This window comes from Nonomuraea rubra (assembly GCF_014207985.1).
GTDB classification, from domain to species: domain Bacteria; phylum Actinomycetota; class Actinomycetes; order Streptosporangiales; family Streptosporangiaceae; genus Nonomuraea; species Nonomuraea rubra.
This window is the reverse complement of record NZ_JACHMI010000001.1, coordinates 7,739,163-7,755,159: the sequence shown is the minus strand read 5'-3', so window position 1 is coordinate 7,755,159 and position 15,997 is coordinate 7,739,163. Positions and strand designations below refer to the sequence as shown.

At 73.5% G+C, this 15,997-nt stretch carries 15 protein-coding genes; 13 read left to right on the top strand and 2 right to left on the bottom strand.

Features of this window, described 5'->3' with window-relative positions; all coding sequences use genetic code 11:
* Positions 1-22 precede the first annotated feature (22 nt).
* The 3 genes from HD593_RS35255 to HD593_RS35245 all read left to right on the top strand — a co-directional run bounded on the left by HD593_RS35255 (position 23) and on the right by HD593_RS35245 (position 3,724).
* Positions 23-1,231 carry an acyl-CoA dehydrogenase family protein gene (locus HD593_RS35255; protein ID WP_185106250.1) on the top strand — a complete coding sequence of 403 codons (1,209 nt, stop codon included), beginning with the start codon at positions 23-25 and terminating at the stop codon, positions 1,229-1,231.
* Between the two features lie 121 nt (positions 1,232-1,352).
* Complete coding sequence (locus tag HD593_RS35250) at positions 1,353-2,381, top strand: LacI family DNA-binding transcriptional regulator (protein WP_185106249.1); 1,029 nt, start codon at positions 1,353-1,355, stop codon at positions 2,379-2,381.
* Positions 2,378-3,724 (top strand): mannitol dehydrogenase family protein, encoded by a 1,347-nt coding sequence (locus HD593_RS35245; protein WP_221525156.1) that lies wholly within the window; start codon positions 2,378-2,380, stop codon positions 3,722-3,724. The genes HD593_RS35250 and HD593_RS35245 overlap by 4 nt, the downstream gene beginning before the upstream one ends.
* Positions 3,725-3,739: 15 nt before the next feature.
* Here the strand turns inward: HD593_RS35245 and HD593_RS35240 are convergent, their stop codons facing one another.
* Positions 3,740-4,780 carry a PP2C family protein-serine/threonine phosphatase gene (locus HD593_RS35240; RefSeq protein WP_185106248.1) on the bottom strand — a complete coding sequence of 347 codons (1,041 nt, stop codon included), beginning with the start codon at positions 4,778-4,780 and terminating at the stop codon, positions 3,740-3,742.
* A gap of 253 nt (positions 4,781-5,033) precedes the next feature.
* Here HD593_RS35240 and HD593_RS35235 point away from each other — a divergent pair, with 253 nt between their 5' ends.
* From HD593_RS35235 to HD593_RS35210, 6 genes are all read left to right on the top strand, one after another.
* Positions 5,034-6,140 (top strand): hypothetical protein, encoded by a 1,107-nt coding sequence (locus tag HD593_RS35235; RefSeq protein WP_312903934.1) that lies wholly within the window; start codon positions 5,034-5,036, stop codon positions 6,138-6,140.
* On the top strand, positions 6,137-7,501 hold the full coding sequence (locus HD593_RS35230; protein WP_185106247.1) for a hypothetical protein: 1,365 nt from the start codon (positions 6,137-6,139) through the stop codon (positions 7,499-7,501). Before HD593_RS35235 ends, HD593_RS35230 begins: the two co-directional genes overlap by 4 nt.
* On the top strand, positions 7,498-7,890 hold the full coding sequence (locus tag HD593_RS35225; protein WP_185106246.1) for a hypothetical protein: 393 nt from the start codon (positions 7,498-7,500) through the stop codon (positions 7,888-7,890). The genes HD593_RS35230 and HD593_RS35225 overlap by 4 nt, the downstream gene beginning before the upstream one ends.
* 298 nt (positions 7,891-8,188) lie before the next feature.
* On the top strand, positions 8,189-9,130 hold the full coding sequence (locus tag HD593_RS35220; protein WP_185106245.1) for a sulfite exporter TauE/SafE family protein: 942 nt from the start codon (positions 8,189-8,191) through the stop codon (positions 9,128-9,130).
* 8 nt (positions 9,131-9,138) lie between these two features.
* Positions 9,139-9,642, top strand: coding sequence for an RrF2 family transcriptional regulator (locus HD593_RS35215; RefSeq protein ID WP_185106244.1), 504 nt, complete (start codon positions 9,139-9,141; stop codon positions 9,640-9,642).
* Between the two features lie 19 nt (positions 9,643-9,661).
* Entirely contained in the window at positions 9,662-10,216 is a 555-nt protein-coding gene (locus tag HD593_RS35210; RefSeq protein ID WP_185106243.1) for a hypothetical protein, read from the top strand.
* A gap of 339 nt (positions 10,217-10,555) precedes the next feature.
* On the opposite strand, the gene HD593_RS35205 is transcribed toward HD593_RS35210, so the two are convergent.
* Positions 10,556-11,596, bottom strand: a complete 1,041-nt coding sequence (locus tag HD593_RS35205) for an endo-1,4-beta-xylanase (protein WP_221525153.1) — start codon at positions 11,594-11,596, stop codon at positions 10,556-10,558.
* A gap of 201 nt (positions 11,597-11,797) precedes the next feature.
* On the opposite strand from HD593_RS35205, the gene HD593_RS60600 reads away from it, so the two are divergent.
* From HD593_RS60600 to HD593_RS35190, 4 genes are all read left to right on the top strand, one after another.
* Entirely contained in the window at positions 11,798-12,010 is a 213-nt protein-coding gene (locus HD593_RS60600; RefSeq protein WP_221525152.1) for a hypothetical protein, read from the top strand.
* 138 nt (positions 12,011-12,148) lie between these two features.
* A complete protein-coding gene (locus tag HD593_RS35200) occupies positions 12,149-12,952 on the top strand; it encodes a rod shape-determining protein (RefSeq protein ID WP_185106241.1) in 804 nt (267 codons plus the stop codon).
* 2 nt (positions 12,953-12,954) lie between these two features.
* Positions 12,955-14,595 carry a PucR family transcriptional regulator gene (locus HD593_RS35195; protein WP_185106240.1) on the top strand — a complete coding sequence of 547 codons (1,641 nt, stop codon included), beginning with the start codon at positions 12,955-12,957 and terminating at the stop codon, positions 14,593-14,595.
* A gap of 119 nt (positions 14,596-14,714) precedes the next feature.
* The gene (locus HD593_RS35190) at positions 14,715-15,959 is read left to right on the top strand and encodes an NAD(P)/FAD-dependent oxidoreductase (RefSeq protein WP_185106239.1); all 1,245 of its coding nucleotides are present in this window, start codon (positions 14,715-14,717) and stop codon (positions 15,957-15,959) included.
* The last annotated feature ends 38 nt before the right edge of the window (positions 15,960-15,997 follow it).

Sequence of the window (15,997 nt, the reverse complement as noted above, 5' to 3'; positions counted from 1 at the left end):
ACCGGTAACCTTAGGGGGAGTGATGGCGGGGTTCTGTCCGGAGCCGAGCGACGACGTGGTCCAGGTGCGTGACTGGGTGCACGCCTTCGCCCGCGACGTCATCCGCCCCGCGGGCGCCGAATGGGACGAACGCGAGGAAACCCCCTGGCCGGTCATCCAGGAGGCGGCCAAGGTCGGGCTGTACTCGCTCGACTTCTTCGCCACCCAGTGGTTCGAGGAGAGCGGGCTGGCGCTGCCGGTGGCGTTCGAGGAGATCTTCTGGGGCGACGCGGGCATCGGGCTGTCGATCACCGGCACCGGCCTGGCCGCCGCGGCGCTGGCCGCCAACGGCACCCCCGAGCAGATGGGGGAGTGGCTGCCGCAGATGTTCGGCACGGAGAACGACGTCAAGCTGGGCGCCTTCTGCGCGTCCGAGCCGGACGCCGGCTCCGACGTCGGCGCCATCCGCACCCGAGCCGTCCCCGACGGCGACGACTGGGTGCTCAACGGCGTCAAGACCTGGGCCACGAACGGCGGCATCGCGAACGTGCACGTGGTCGTCGCCTCGGTGGACCCGTCGCTGGGCACCAGGGGCCAGGCGTCGTTCGTGATCCCGCCGGGCACGCCGGGGCTGTCGATGGGGCAGAAGTTCCGCAAGCACGGCATCCGCGCCTCGCACACGGCCGAGGTGGTCCTGGACGACGTCCGGGTGCCCGGCTCCTGCCTGCTCGGCGGCAAGGAGAAGCTGGAGGCCAGGCTGGCGCGCGTACGGAACGGCGAGCGGGCCGGCGAGCAGGCGGCGATGCGCACGTTCGAGACCACCCGCCCGTCGGTGGCCGCGATGGCGGTGGGCATCGCCCGCGCGGCCTTCGAGTACGCCAGGGACTACGCCCGCGAGCGCGAGCAGTTCGGCCGCAGGATCGGCGAGAACCAGGCCATCGCCTTCCTGCTGGCCGAGATGGCCACGCGGGTGGACGTGGCCCGGCTGCTGACCTGGCGCGCCGCCTGGATGGCCCGCAACGGCAAGCGGTTCGAGCAGGCGGAGGGCTCGATGTCGAAGCTGGTGGCGGGGGAGACGGCGGTCTGGGTGTCGGAGCAGGCGATCCAGATCCTGGGCGGCGCCGGATACACCAGGGAGCACCCGGTGGAGCGCTTCCACCGCGACGCCAAGATCTACACGATCTTCGAGGGCACGAGCGAGATCCAGCGGCTGATCATCGGCCGGGCGGTCACGGGGCTGCCGGTCCGCTGAGAACATCCCGCGCTGAGGAAGGGGGAGGAAACCGTTTGCCTCGTACGGGGCGACGCCCTGTTGCTGGACTCGGCGGAGGGTAGAGTTCACACGGGCAAGCCGTTCGGAAAGCGGAGCAAGCATGGGCAAAGTGGAGCGTCACGCCACGATCACCGACGTGGCGGCGCTCGCCGGGGTGTCGGTGGGCACGGCCTCCAAGGCGCTCAACGGGCGCGGGTCCCTGCGCGAGGAGACCCGGACCCGGGTCAGGGAGGCGGCCAGGCAGCTCAACTTCGAGGTGAACGCGGGGGCCCGGAGCCTGCACTCCGGCCGCACGTACACCGTGGGCATGATCACCACGGACACGATCGGCCGGTTCAGCATCCCCGTGCTGATGGGCGCGGAGGACGCGCTCGGGGCGGGGCAGATGTCGGTGTTCCTGTGCGACGGCCGCGACGACCCGATCCGGGAGCAGTACCACGTCAAGACGCTGCTCAGCCGGCGCGTGGACGGCATCATCGTGACGGGCAGGCGCACGGAGGCCCGCGCGCCGATCGCGCCCAGGCTGCCCGTGCCCGTGGTCTACGCCTTCATCAGCTCGACGGACCCCGGCGACTGCTCGGTGGTGCCCGACGAGGAGGGCGGGGCGCGCAAGGCGGTGGAGCACCTGCTGGCCATCGGCCGTACCAGGATGGCGCACGTGACCGGGCCCGAGCACCACCACTCGGCCCAGGCGCGCTCGGCCGCCGCCGTCGGACGGCTCGCCGAGGCGGGGCTCTCCCTGGCGGCGCCGCCGCTGTTCGGGGCGTGGAGCGAGGCCTGGGGCCGGCAGGCCGTGGGGATGCTGCTGGCGGGCGGCACCTCGTTCGACGCCGTGTTCTGCGGCAGCGACCAGATCGCGCGCGGCGTCGCGGACGCGCTGCGGGCGGTGGGGCGGCGGGTGCCGGAGGAGGTGGCGCTGGTCGGGTACGACAACTGGGACGTGATGGCGGGGGCCTGCCAGCCGCCGCTGACCAGCGTGGACATGAACCTGGAAGGGCTCGGCAGGACGGCCGCCGAGATGTTGCTGGCCGCCATCAACGGCACACCGTCCCCCGGACGGCACGCCCGGCCCTGCCACCTGGTGGTCAGGGAGTCGACGACGGTGCCGCTGGTCCGCGTGGAACCGTGACCCGGCCCCTCACCCGAGCCGCCGACGGGCGCCCCGCCGCGCCCGTCCGCATGCTGCACCTGGGGCTCGGCGGCTTCTTCCGCGCGCACCAGGCCTGGTACACCGAGCACGCCCCCGACGCCTCCCGGTGGGGCATCGCCGCCTTCACCGGCCGCAGCACGGATCTGGTGGCGCGACTGGCCGCTCAGGACGGGGCCTACACGCTGGTCACGCGGGGCGCGGACGGGGACGCCTTCGAGGTGGTCGGATCGGTCACGGCCGTGCACGGCGGGGGTGAGGACGCGGAGTGGCTGGCGTACTGGCGGCGGCCCGAGCTGGCCGTGGTCACGCTGACCGTCACCGAGGCAGGTTACGCGCGCGACTCCGCCCCGGCCGCGACGGCCCCTCCCGCGACGGCCCCTCCCGCGACGGCCCCGCCCGCGACGGCTACGCCCGCCACGGTCACAGCCGCGACGGCCGCGACCGTGGCGGGGCGGCTGGCGGCCGGGCTGGCGGCGCGACGGCGGGCCGGGGGAGGGCCGGTGGCGATCGTGTCCTGCGACAACCTGCCGGGCAACGGCGAGCTGACCCGGCGCCTGGTCGAGGAGCAGGCGCAGGCGGCGGGGCTGCGGCTCGCGGACGCCCGCTACGTCACCACCATGGTCGACCGGATCACCCCGTACCCGTCTCAGGAGGACACCGGCCTGGTGGCCGCCGCGACCGGCCGCGCCGACGCCGCCCCGGTCGTCACCGAACCGTACTCCGAATGGGTGCTGTGCGGGGACTTCCCGGCGGGCCGGCCCCGCTGGGAGGACGCCGGCGCCCGCTTCGTCACCGACGCCGCCCCGTACGAGGAGCGCAAGCTCTGGCTGCTGAACGGCGGCCACTCGCTGCTGGCCTACGCCGGGTCGCTGCGCGGCCACACCACGGTCGCCGAGGCCGTCGCCGATCCGGCCTGCAGGGGATGGCTGGCGCAATGGTGGGCGGAGGCGTCCCGCCACCTGTCCTTCCCGGAGGCGGAGCTGGCCGCGTACCGGCAAGCCCTGCTGGACCGCTTCGCCAACCCCAGGATCCGGCACACCCTGGCCAAGATCGCCGAGGACGGCCCGCGGAAGCTGCCCGTACGGATCCTGCCGGTCCTGAGAGCCGAGCGGGCGCGAGGCGCGCTCCCCGCCGGGGCGGTCCGGGTGCTCGCGGCCTGGCTCCTGCACCAGCACGAGCCCGTTCCTCCTGTACGGGAGCCCGCTGCTGGACCGCTGCGGGAGGCCGCCCGTACGGCCCTGGCCGGGCTCGATCCCGCGCTGGCGGACGACACCGGCCTGATCGACGCGATCGTGGCCGAAACCCGATCACTGCTTCCGTGACGCGCCTTGGCCGGCTCAATCCCCCGGCCGGTGCAGCAGCAACATGGCCGCGTCGTCCAGCAGCGGCCCGCCCGTGTGCTGCACCAGATCCGCCCGCAACGCGTCCAGGCCCGCCTGCGGATCGTCCCGCCGCAACAACCAGACCCGCTCCTCCAGCGGGTAGAACTCCCCGCCCTTGTCCCGCGCCTCGATGACCCCGTCGGTGAAGAACAGGATGCGGTCCCCGCTCCCGAACGGCACCCGGTGCGCCTTGACCGCGGCCGGCTCCAGCGCGCCGAGCCCGAGGGGCAGGCCGGGGTCGGGCGGGTCGGCGGGGTGCAGGGTGCCGTCGTCCAGGATGAGCAGGGGCGCCGGATGCCCGAAGTTCACCAGCGTGATCTCGCTCTCGTGGATCTCGGCGATGATCGCGGTGACGAACTGCTCCCCGCCCAGGTGCCTGGCCAGGCTGGCCTCAAGCCGTTCGCCGATGTCGGCCAGGCCGGCCTCGTCGTAGGCCGCCTCCCTGAACGCCCCCAGCACCCACGCCGCCGTCTCGACCGCTGCCAGCCCCTTGCCCTGCACGTCCCCGATCAGCAGCCGCACGCCGTGCGGGGTCGTGACGATCTCGTACAGGTCGCCGCCGATCCGGGCCTCGGCCGCCGCCGAGGTGTAGGAGAGCGCCACCTGGAGGTCGCCCGCCCGCCGGGGCACGGGGCGGAGCAGGACGCGCTGGGCGGCCTCCGCGACCTGGCGGACGCTGGCCAGCTCGCGCTCGCGCTGCAGGCGCAGGCGGCTGGCCAGCATGCTCGCCGCCGTCACGCCCATGATGCCGACGACCGTGAGGTTGTTCTCGAACGTGAACAGCAGGTCGTTGTAGACGGCCATCGGCACGCACAGCGCCAGCGCCACCGCCCCGACGGCCGCGGTGCGCCGTACGCCGCCCGACACCGAGGCGAAGGCGGGGCCGAGGGTGAGGAGCGGCAGGAAGACGAGGTTCTCGCCGGCCAGCAGGTCGGTGAGCGCGACACCCAGCATGACGACGAACGGCAGCCAGCGCAGGATTCGCAGCGACCTCATCCGACCCCCGAGTGAACTCTTCCGGCGTACCAGCATCGCGCAGGAAACCCGTCGTTCTCAACCCGGTAGATCCCGGGCCGGTCGGCGGCGGGCGATTTCCGCAAATTCCGTCACGGATATATCCGGATTTTGACTGGCATTCTCTGAATCGTGTCCGCGCCGGTACGCAACGTGAAATCCACAAGTTGTTTTTCGGCTCCCTTCTCCGCGCTCACAATGGATAGGTTCGACCTGACAGAAAGGAGTCAGCAACGTGGCATTGGCCGACGCCGGCATCCGGCGATTACTGGTGGATTCGGGGGAGCCCAGGGGATGGGTGTCTCCCAGAGCCGATCTGGTGACGGCGCTGCTCGGGGTATGGTTCGGGGTCGGGCTGATGATCGACGCCTGGGCGCACACCACTCGGACGGAACTGGAGACGTTCTTCACCCCGTGGCATGCGGTGTTCTACTCCGGGTTCGCGGTGGTATCCGGCTGGATCCTCTGGCAGGTGTGGCGGAACGTACGCGCCGGGAGGCAGGGGCTGGCGGCGGTGCCGACGGGTTATCTCGCCGGGCTGGTGGCGGTGCCCGCGTTCGCCGCGTTCGGGTTCGCGGACATGATGTGGCACACCATTCTCGGCATCGAGACGAGCCTCGACATCCTTTTCAGCCCTTCGCATCTCGGGCTCATCGTGACGATGCTCCTCATCATCACCACCCCGCTCCGTTCCGCGTGGAACGCCCCCGACCTCGGCCCCCGGCCGACGCTCGGCCGGCTGCTGCCCGCGCTGATCGGGCTCGGGTTCGCCACCACGCTGGTGTCGCTGTTCCTGTCGTACGGCGACGCCATGCAGTACCGCCCGGGCCGCATCGTCGAGGCGTTCTCCTCGGTGGACGACCCGGGCGCGGACCGGCTCGCGCTGGCGATGGTCGTCACCAACGTCGTCATCCTCAGCCCGGTCCTGCTGCTGGCCCGCCGCTGGGTGCTGCCGTTCGGCTCGGTGACCGTCATGTACACGATCGTCGTGCTCATGCCGGGCGCCCAGACCGAGTTCCAGAACGTGCCGGTGCTGCTGTCGTTCGTGGCCGCCGGGCTCGTGAGCGACCTGCTGATCCGCCGGCTGCGCCCGTCGGCCCGGCGGCGTGGCGCCTACTGGGCGTTCGCCGGGCTGTCGGCGTTCGCCACCTGGACGCTCTACATCGGGATCTCCTCGGTGGCGGGGGGCGGGCTGCCCGCGGTGCCGGAGCTGTGGACGGGGGCGCCGGTCATCGCCGGGCTCATCGGGCTGGCGCTCGGGGCGCTGTTCCTGCCGAACGCGATCGGGGCGGTCACACCGGGCACCGAGGACGGCGAGACGGCCGGCGCCGAGCGGGCATGATCGTTCGAGCTCTGTGCCTGGCCGCCGTCCTCGTGGTGGCGCTGGCCGTCCCCGCCGGGGCGCACAATGTCACGGCGGGGGCGGATCTGCGGATCGCGCAGACGATCGCCGGGGCCGAGGTCACGGTGGTGATCAAGGGGACTTCGCGGGTGCCGGGGCCGCTGCGGATCGGCGTGATCGCGTACCAGCCGGTCTCCGGGCTGCCCGTCGGCCTGGAGGTCCGCTCGGTCGAGGACGGCCGGGCGCTGACGGGCACGGCCCAGGCGGCGGCAGACCCGCAGTACGTCCAGGTCAGGGTCGAGCGCACCGGGCCGCACGAGCTGAAGCTGAGTGCGGGAGGCGAGGTCGCCGTCGTTCCGTTCCGCGTCCTCGTCGAGCGCGGGTCGATGGGCGACTTCCTGATCTACGGGGGCCTGTTCCTGGCCGCGCTGCTGCTGGTGGGCGGCCTGCTCACCGGCGCCACGGCCCGGCCCGGCCGGGCGATGGCGCTGGCGGCGGGGGCCGCGGCAGGGGTGACGGTCGCCGCCATGGTCATCGTGTTCGAACCGCAACTGCCGCCGCCCGCGCCCGACGGCGCCGCCCCCGCCGCCGCGACCCCTGCGGCGGGCGGGCGGCCGTACGCGCAGGCCCGGGTGGAGACGGTGCCCGCGCGGCCGGGCGCGGGAGAGGAGTTCACGTTGCGGCTGGACCTCATCGACGGCTCGACCGGGCGGCCCGTGGACGATCTCACCGTGCACCACGAGGCGCTCGCCCACGTGGTCGTCACCAGCGAGGACGGCCGGTACTTCCGCCACGTGCACCCCTTGCGCACGGCGCCGGGACGGCTGGAGGTGCGCTTGCGCGCCGATCGGGCCGGGCGGTACCTGGCGCATGCCGAGCTGGAACGGGAGGATTCGGGCGGCCAGCTCGTCGCCGCCGGTTTCGAGATCGGCTCCGAGGCTGGCTCCGAGATCGGGGGCGAGGCTGGCTCTGAGGTCGATTCTGAGGTCGGTTCCGAGGTTGGGGATGAGGTCGGGGGCGAGACTTCGCGTGCGGACGTGGCGGAGGCGGGCGGGGCCGTCGTGCCGCGGCTGCAGCCCGCCGCGCCGGTCGCGGGGCGGCCCACGACGATCGAGCTGGACGTCCCCGCCGGGGTGCGGCCCTGGCTCGGCATGACGGGGCACCTGCTCGTACGCAGCCAGGACGGGGCGTTCCTCGGCCACGTGCACGAGATGGGCACCCCCGGCTCCCGGCTGCGCTTCACCTTCAGCTTCCCCGCACCCGGCCGGTACCTCGCCTGGGTGCAGTACGCCACCGGCGATCGCATCGTGACCGCGCCGTTCACCGTGGACGTGACGGCGGCGGCGGAGGCCGGGCGGTGAGGGTGAAGGCGGCGCTCGTCGCTGGTGCGCTCGTGGTCGCCGGTGCGGTGGTGTTCGTGGTGGGCGGGGGTGCGTCGGCTGATCCGATCAACCTGACCACCACCGGCGCCCGGTACGCCGCCACCGTGGTGATCGAGGATCCGGCTCCGGGGCGGGTCGCCGTGGAGGTCATGGTGAGCGAGGGGGACGCCGACAGCGTGGCCGTGTCCGCGGTGATGGCCGACATGGGGCACTCCACGCCTGAGCTCGCCGCCACCGAGCGGGAGCCTGGGCGGTTTGTGGCCGAGGGTGAGCTGTTCTCGATGAGCGGCGTCTGGGAGGTGTCGATCCGGCTCGACGGGCCCGCGGGCGAGGAGCAACTCGCCGTCAAGGCGCTGATCACCGACTAGCACCACCCGCCGCCCGCCGGGCCCGCGCCGAGGCGGCGTCGTGTCGTAGCTCGTACGGACGTGGCGACACGCTGGGTCGAGCACGCGCCACCCGCCGGGTGCCGACTTCGTGCCGACGCGGACGCGGGCGGCGGTCGTATCTCGCGTGGGCGTGGCGGTGCGCGAGCCGGCGTGCCTGGTCACGCACGCCGGGGGCGGTCGTCATGGTTCCGTGTCCATCCGGAGGGTTGACAGGTTGCCCGGCGCGCTAAATCATTATTCCTACTTGTATAGTAGGAATCGTAGGGAAGGGGAGATCGTGCGAGCGCTCATCCTGCTCGGGCTGGTCGGCCTCGCCGCTCAGCTGGTCGACGGCAGCCTCGGCATGGCCTATGGCGTCACCTCGACCACGCTGCTGCTGGCCATCGGCACCAACGCGGCGGCCGCCTCCGCCACCGTCCACCTCGCCGAGATCGGCACCACGCTCGCCTCAGGCATCTCCCACTGGCGCTTCGGCAACGTGGACTGGAAGGTCGTCGCGAAGATCGGCATCCCCGGAGCCGTCGGCGCCTTCGCCGGGGCGACGTTCCTGTCGAGCCTGTCCACCGAGATCGCCGCCCCGGTCATGTCGCTCATCCTGCTGTCCCTGGGCGTCTACATCCTCATCCGCTTCACCGCGTTCGGCCTGCCGCGCGGGAACCTGGGCAAGCCGCTGCGCAGGCGCTTCCTGGCGCCGCTCGGCCTGCTGGCCGGCTTCGTGGACGCCACCGGCGGTGGCGGCTGGGGCCCGGTCGGCACGCCCGCCATCCTGGCCAGCGGCCGCCTGGCCCCCCGCAAGGTGATCGGCTCCATCGACGCCAGCGAGTTCCTCGTCGCCATCGCCGCCAGCGTCGGCTTCTTCGTCGGCATCGGCTCCGAGAACATCAACTTCGCCTGGGTCGCCGTCCTCCTGCTCGGCGGTGTCATCGCCGCGCCGATCGCCGCCTGGCTCGTCCGGCACATCCCGCCGCGCATCCTCGGCTCGGCCGTGGGCGGCGTGATCGTGCTGACCAACGTCCGCACGCTGCTGCGCAGCGACTGGATCGACGCCTCCGGCGGCGTCCAGACCGTCGCCTACCTCGTCATCGCCGCCATCTGGGCCGCCGCGATCGCCTACTCCGTACGCGAGTACCGCCGCGACAAGGCCAACGAGTCGGTCGAGGCGGTGGAGAGCGAGCTGCGCCGGCGTACGACGGCAGAGGAGGAGACGGCCTCCGCCTGAGCCGGCCCATGAGAATCTCCGCCCGCACCCAATACGCCCTGGGCGCCATGCTCGCCCTGGCCGTGGCCGACAGCCCGGTGCACGCCGAACGCATCGCCGTCACGCAGGACATCCCCCGTCGCTTCTGCGACAACATCCTGCTTCAGCTGCGCCGGGCCGGTCTCATCCGCAGTCAGCGCGGCCCCGACGGCGGCTACTGGCTGGCCCGGCCGCCCGGGGAGATCGCGCTCGCCGACGTCATCCGCGTCACCGAGGGGGCCGAGCAGGCCCTGCGCCCGTTCTCCCCGGCGGCCGCGCCGCTCGCCGAGATCTGGGACCGGCTGCGCAGCCACGAGGACACGCTGCTCGGTGAGATCACCCTGGCCGACGTCGTCGCCGGCAGTCCTCTCGGGTCCGCTGGTCCCGCACCAGCCCGCGCCCCCGGGTCCGGTGGGCCGCCGGCGTCCGGTGGTCCGCTCGGGTCCGATGGTCTGGTCGGGTCCGGTGGGCCGCCCGGGCGCGAGGTTTCGTAGCGAGTGGCAAGCTGGGGCGGTGGGATTCGGGGTACGTGAGTTCGAGCTGGCGCTGCTGCACCGCATGCGCGACGTGAACGCCGAGAAGGTCGAGGAGACGCTCGGTCTCCTCGGCGCCTCCCGCGCCGAGTTGCGCGAGGCCCATGCCCACTGGACGAGGCTGGCCCACGCCCCGAGGGCGCCGAAGGGGGCCGCCGCGTTGCGGAGGGCGCTGGGCCCGCCGCCGCACCGCGGCCGCAGGCCCGCCGGCAGCCTCACCTGCGACGTGCTCCGGTGGCCGCTGCCGACCTGGCCGGGCCTGGCGTACGAGGCGCTGGTCGGCCCCGGCGGCGAGCTGTGGAACCAGTGGTTCGTCCGCCCCTCCGGCGCCGCCGCGCTGACCTTCGCCGACCTGGTGCCCTGGGCGTGCGTCGTGGGGGACGTCGGCGCGAGCTTCCCCGGCGCCGTACAGATCGACGGCCCCGCCCCGCACCACTGGACGGTCGACTTCCGCCACGACGGCGAGACGCATCGCGCCCGCTTCGTGTACGGCCTCTTCCAGCGGCTCGAACGAGCACCTTCCGGCCCGTTCTGACGAGCACCTTCCGGCCCGTTCTGAGGCTCGGCGCGAGCCTGGCCCGATGCTTCCGCGAGCCCGCCGGGACGCTGGGGGCCCAGGTCCTCACGCGGGTGTGCGGATCGTGAGGACCTGGGCGGCGGCCGGGCACCGTCGGCGGAAGGTGCCCGGCCATCGGGAACGCCGCGCCCGGCTTCCCGGTCATCGGGAGTCCCTCGCCGGACCGGCGACCCCGGTCATCAGGGGTGCCTGGCCGGACCGGCGACTCCGGTCATCAGGGTGCCGTGCCGGCACGGTGCCCGGCTCGGCGGGGGTGCTCGCCCCCGGTGGCGCCCCCTCGTGAGCGAGGGCGATCGGTCAGCGAGGGTTCTTGACCGTCAGCAGTGCCTGGTAGGCCGGCTTGGGCGCCAGGTTCTCGTCGAGGAGACAGGCCGCGCCCTCCCCGTCGAACCAGCCCGGCACCCACGAGTGCCGGTCGGTGAAGCCCCAGACGGTGAGCTCGCGGCAGGCCCTGACGCTGAGGCAGTCGGTCATGGCCCGGCTGTAGTACGTGGCCTGGGTGGCCAGCTTCTCCGGCGTCACCGGCAGCTCCATGCGCACGTCCAGCTCGGTGATCGCGACCTCCAGGCCGAGGTCGGCGAAGCGGCGCATGACGTTCGCCCAGTCGCCGGGGTAGTCGTACTGGATGCCGAGGTGGCCCTGGAAGCCGACGCCGTGGATCGGCACGCCCTGCGCCTGGAGCTCCTTGACCAGGGACAGCGTGGTCTCGATCTTGGGGGCGTTCCACTCGAGGTTGTAGTCGTTGATGAACAGCTTGGCGCGCGGGTCGGCGCGGTGCGCCCAGCGGAAGGCGTCGGCGATGTAGCCGGAGCCGAGGTGCTTGAGCCAGATGCTCTGCCGCATCGTGCCGTCCTCCTCCACGACCTCGTTGACCACGTCCCAGGCGCGGATCTTGCCCTTGTAGCGGCGTACCTGGGTGGTGATGTGGTCGCGCAGGATCTGCCGCAGCTCGGTGGCGCCGATCGAGCCGTCCTCGACGCCCGCGGTCAGCCAGGCGGGGAGCTGGTTGTGCCAGACGAGGGTGTGGCCGCGTACCTGCTGGCGGTTGCGGCGCGCGTTCTCGACCAGGGTGTCGGCGTCGTCCCAGGTGAACACGCCGCGCTGCGGCTCCACCGACTCCCACTTCATCGCGTTCTCGGCGGTGACGTGGTTGAACTGGCGGTTGAGCACCCTGCGGTAGTCGGACTCGGCGCGCAGGGCGGCGATGTCGACCGCTGAGCCGATCTTGACGCCGGTCTGCTCCGCGAGCTGGCGCAGGTCGCGCGGCGGGCGCGGGTGGGCGGAGGCGGGGAGCGGGGCGGCGAGGACGAGAGCGAGGGCGATGATCAAGGGCTTCACCGAATGACCTCCGGTGCCGTGGGGGTGGCTGGGCGGCGACAGGACTTTCGAAAGTTTCGGAATTGTGTCGATAGTTTCACCGACTGCCGGAACCGTAAGCGTTCGCAGACGCCACGTCAACCACCCGCAGCCCGCACCGCTCACGGAGCGTTCGGCCGAGCCGTGGCGCGTCCGGCGGCGGTGTGGGCTATGGTCGGCCCCATGACGGGACCGTGGAGAACACCACGAGGGTCCATCGCGTTCACCGGCGTGATGGGCCCGGTCCTGCTGTCGTTGTGGCCGCTGCTGCACGGTGATCGCCACGGTGAGCCCACCCATCTGGCCCTGCTGCCGTCGCCCGCGGCGGACGCGGTCCGAGATCCGCAACAGCTCGCGCAGCGCACCGCGGGGTCGCGCAGCCCGCCGCTGACCTAGCCGACGTCTCTTTCTTCCTTCCCCTCGTGCAAGCAGGGGCGGGGTCTGCCGCCCTGCCCTTGGCGTCAGCTAGGAGCCGATCACCGTCATGTCCGTCGCCGAATCAGTTCACGTCCTGCCGCGGCCGTACGAGCCCGCATGTCACCTGGGGCTCCGCCCGGCGTCCTCGTGCGGGAGCGCGTGGTGAACGCCGGGCGGCGCCTCGTGGCGCTCGATCTGGGCACCGCGCGTACCCGGTCGCTGGCCATGGGCGGGAACGCCATGGCCGACCTGCCGTCGGTGATCGCCAGGGGGGCGGACGCGGTGCGGCCCATCCGGCACGGCATGGTGATCGACCCGGGCGGCTGCCTGCGGCTGGTTCGCCTGGCGTTGCGGGACACCCGGCTCTACGACAGCCGCCCGCTGGAGCGGGTGCTGGCCGGGGTGCCGCTGGCCGCGTCCCGGAGCGATCGCGGGGCGGTCCGCGCCGCGGTCGCCGAGATCGCCGGGTGCGAGGTGCGGCTGGTGGACGAGCCGCTGGCCGCCGCCGTCGGCGCCGGCGTGGACGTGCTCGACACCCGGCCCTGCCTGGTGCTGGACGTCGGCGCGGGCATCGTCGAGGTGGTCGCGTTCAGCCAGGGGGCCGTCGTCGACGCGGCCGCGCTCCAGCTCAGCGCCACCACGGGGACGGGGCTGGCGTCGTACGCGCTGGAGGGGGTCGTGGACATGACGGCGGCCCTGGTCCGCCGCCTGGCGGCCGGTGCGCGGCCCGCCACGCGCGCCCGCGGCCTGGTCGTCACCGGCGGTGGCGCGCGTCAGGAGGAGCTGCTGCGCCGGTTGCGCGCGTCGGTACGGCTGCCGGTCGGCGTGGCGCCGCAGCCGCAGCATGCCACCGTCCGCGGGCTGATGCGGCTGTGCCTGCAGCCGGCTCTGGCCGTAGCCGCCAAGCCGGCCCGGGGCTGATCGTGATCACGTTGGACCGCCTGGTGAACGTGCTCGGCGGGTACGGCGTGCGGCTGTGCGGGCGTCCCGAGGCCCGTTCGGCCTGGCTGCGCAGCGTGGCGATGCCGGATGCCGGCGACCGCCACGTCACGGGAGACCTGCTGCTGGCCGTCGGCAGCAGGTCGATCGGCGAGGCGGTGCGGGCCGCGGCGGCGGTCAAGGCCACGGCGGTCCTGGTCCGTCCCGCCGGGAGCGGGGGCCGCGCGGACGAGGAGCGGGAGGCCGCCGAGCTCGGTGAGCGGTACGGGGTGGCCGTGTTGCTGGCCGATCCTGCCGTCTCGTGGAGCCAGCTGGCGGGGGTGGTCTACGGGCTGGTGCTGGAGAGCCGCGAGACCGCCTCGGGGCGTGGTCCGACCGACCTGTTCGCCCTGGCCGACAGCCTCGCCGACGTCATCGGCGGGCCGGTGACCATCGAGGACCGGCACTCGCGGGTGCTGGCCTACTCCCGTTCCCAGCAGGCGGGCGACCCTGCCCGGCTGGAGACGATCCTCGCCCGGCGCGTGCCCGATCGCCTGCGCGAGCTGTTCCAGCAGCAGGGGGTCTTCGCCCGCCTGGCGACGACGGACGAGCCGGTGTTCGTGCCCGCCGATCCCGGGAACGGACTGACCGGGCGCATGGCGGTGGCGGTGCGGGCCGGTCGCGAGCTGCTCGGCTCGGTGTGGGTGAGTTGCGGCAGCCCGCCGGACGAGGCCGGCCGTCGTGCTCTGGCCGACGGTGCCCGTACGGTCGCGCTGCACCTCCTGCGCTCCCGGGCCAGCGCCGACCTGGAGCGGCAGGTGGAGTCCGACCTGGTCATCCGGCTGCTGGAGGGCAGCGCCGACGCGGCGACGTTGATCAGCCGGCTGGGCCTGCCACCGCAGGAGATGCGCGTCATCGCGGTCCGCGCCCGTACGGGGGGCGAGCGTCACGCCGCGCTGCTGCTGGCGTTCGAGCAGGCCACCACCGGCTTCGGCTGGTCCAGGCCCGGCCGCAGCACGCTGCTGGGTGACACGCTCTACACGATCCTGCCGGCCGTGCACGCGCAGGCCGCCCGCCGCTGGATCACGGCGCTGCAGGCCGAGCTCCCCGCGCAGGTACGCCTGGCGGCGGGGATCGGCGCCCCCGCCGGGGTTCTGGAGCTGCCGGCGAGCCGCCAGGAGGCCGGCGAATGCCTGGCCTTGCACGAGAGCGGGCTGGGTGAGGGCGGGGCGCACGGGAGTGGGCTGAGCGGGCCGCATGGGACCGGGTTGCGCGAGGGCGGGTCGCACGGGAGTGCCAGGCCCGGGGTACTCGTCCCTGCCTACGACGAGTCCTGGGACGACATCCTGCTGCGGCGGCTGCGCGCGGCCGCGCGTACGGGCCGGACGCCGGCGCGCGGGCCCGTGCCCACGCTGATGCGGTACGACGCCCGTCACGGAACCCGGTTCGTGGCCACGTTGCGGGCCTGGCTGGAGAGCCAGGGCGACCTCACCGCGGCCGCCGAACGGCTGGAGGTGCATCCCAACACGGTGCGCAACCGGCTGCGCAAGATGGGCGAGATCACCCCGCTGGACCTTGGTGACGCCCGCAAGCGTCTCGCCCTGACGATCATGCTGGCCGCCGTCGAGGAGGAGCCCGGTCACTGAGGTGTTGTGCCGGATCCACAACGGCGGCGGTGTGATTGTCGCCCGCCCACACCGTCACGGGCCGCCGGCCGGGCCATGCTGGCTGCGACATCGGCATCCGTACTCGTTGGAGGGTGAGCATGGCCGGCAACTGGCCGCGATCGGTGATCGTGGTGGGCGCGGGCATCGTGGGCCTGTCGACCGCGTGGTTCCTGCAGGAGCGCGGGGTTCAGGTCGACGTGATCGACCGGGGCGGCGTGGCGGCCGGCGCGTCCTGGGGCAACGCGGGGTGGATCGCGCCCGGCCTGGCCATCCCGCTGAACGAGCCCGCCGTCCTGCGGTACGGCCTGCGCTCGCTGCTCGACCCCGCCGCTCCGCTCCACGTGCCCGCCACCGTCGACCCCGGACTGTGGGCGTTCCTGGCCCGCTTCGCCGCCAACAGCCGCTGGCGGTCCTGGACCCGCGCCGCGCGTGCCAACCTGCCGCTCAACGACGAGTGCGTCGAGGCGTACGAGGCGCTGGCGGCCGACGGCGTGCCGGCGGCCGTTGTCGCGGCGCCGATCACCGCCGCGTTCGGCACCCCGCGCCAGGCCGAGAGCCTGCTGCGGGAGCTGCGCAGGCTGGAGTCGGCCGGGCAGCGGGTCGAGCACACCGTGCTGGACGGCGGGCGGCTGCACGAGCAGGTCCCGCTGGCAGGCGACGCGCTGGGCGCCGGGGTACGGATCGAGGGGCAGCGTTACGTCGACCCGGGCGCGTTCGTGCACGCCCTGGGCAGGGCCGTCATGCGGCGCGGCGCGACCGTGTACGCCGTCGAGGTCGCCGAGGTGCGCACCGACGACAGGAAGGTGATCGTCCGCTCCGCCAAGGGCACCGTCCTGTCGGCCGACGCGGTGGTGCTGGCCACCGGCGCCTGGCTGCCCCGCCTGGCCCGGCAGTGGGGCGTCCGCGTCCCGGTACGAGCGGGCCGCGGCTACTCCTTCACCGTGCCGGTCGACCACCCCGTCCCCGGGCCGCTCTACCTGCCCGGCGTACGGGTCGCCTGCACGCCGTACCAGGGCGGCCTGCGGGTGGCGGGCACCATGGAGTTCCGCGACCCGGACGCCCCGGGGGTGCCCGCCAGGCTGGACGCCATCATCGCCTCCGCCCGCCCGCTGCTGCGCGGGGTGCGCTGGGAGGAACGTACCGACGTCTGGGTGGGCTCCCGGCCGGTCACGCCGGACGGGCGGCCGGTCATCGGGGCGACGGCGGCTCCCACCGTGTACGTGGCGGGCGGCCACGGCATGTGGGGCCTGACCCACGGCCCGATCACGGGACGGCTGCTGGCCGAGCAGATCACCACCGGCAAGCGGCCCGCCGCCCTGGCCGAGTTCGACCCGCTGCGCTGACCCCCGTGAACTGCGCACCCTCCGGGTACGTGGTAAGG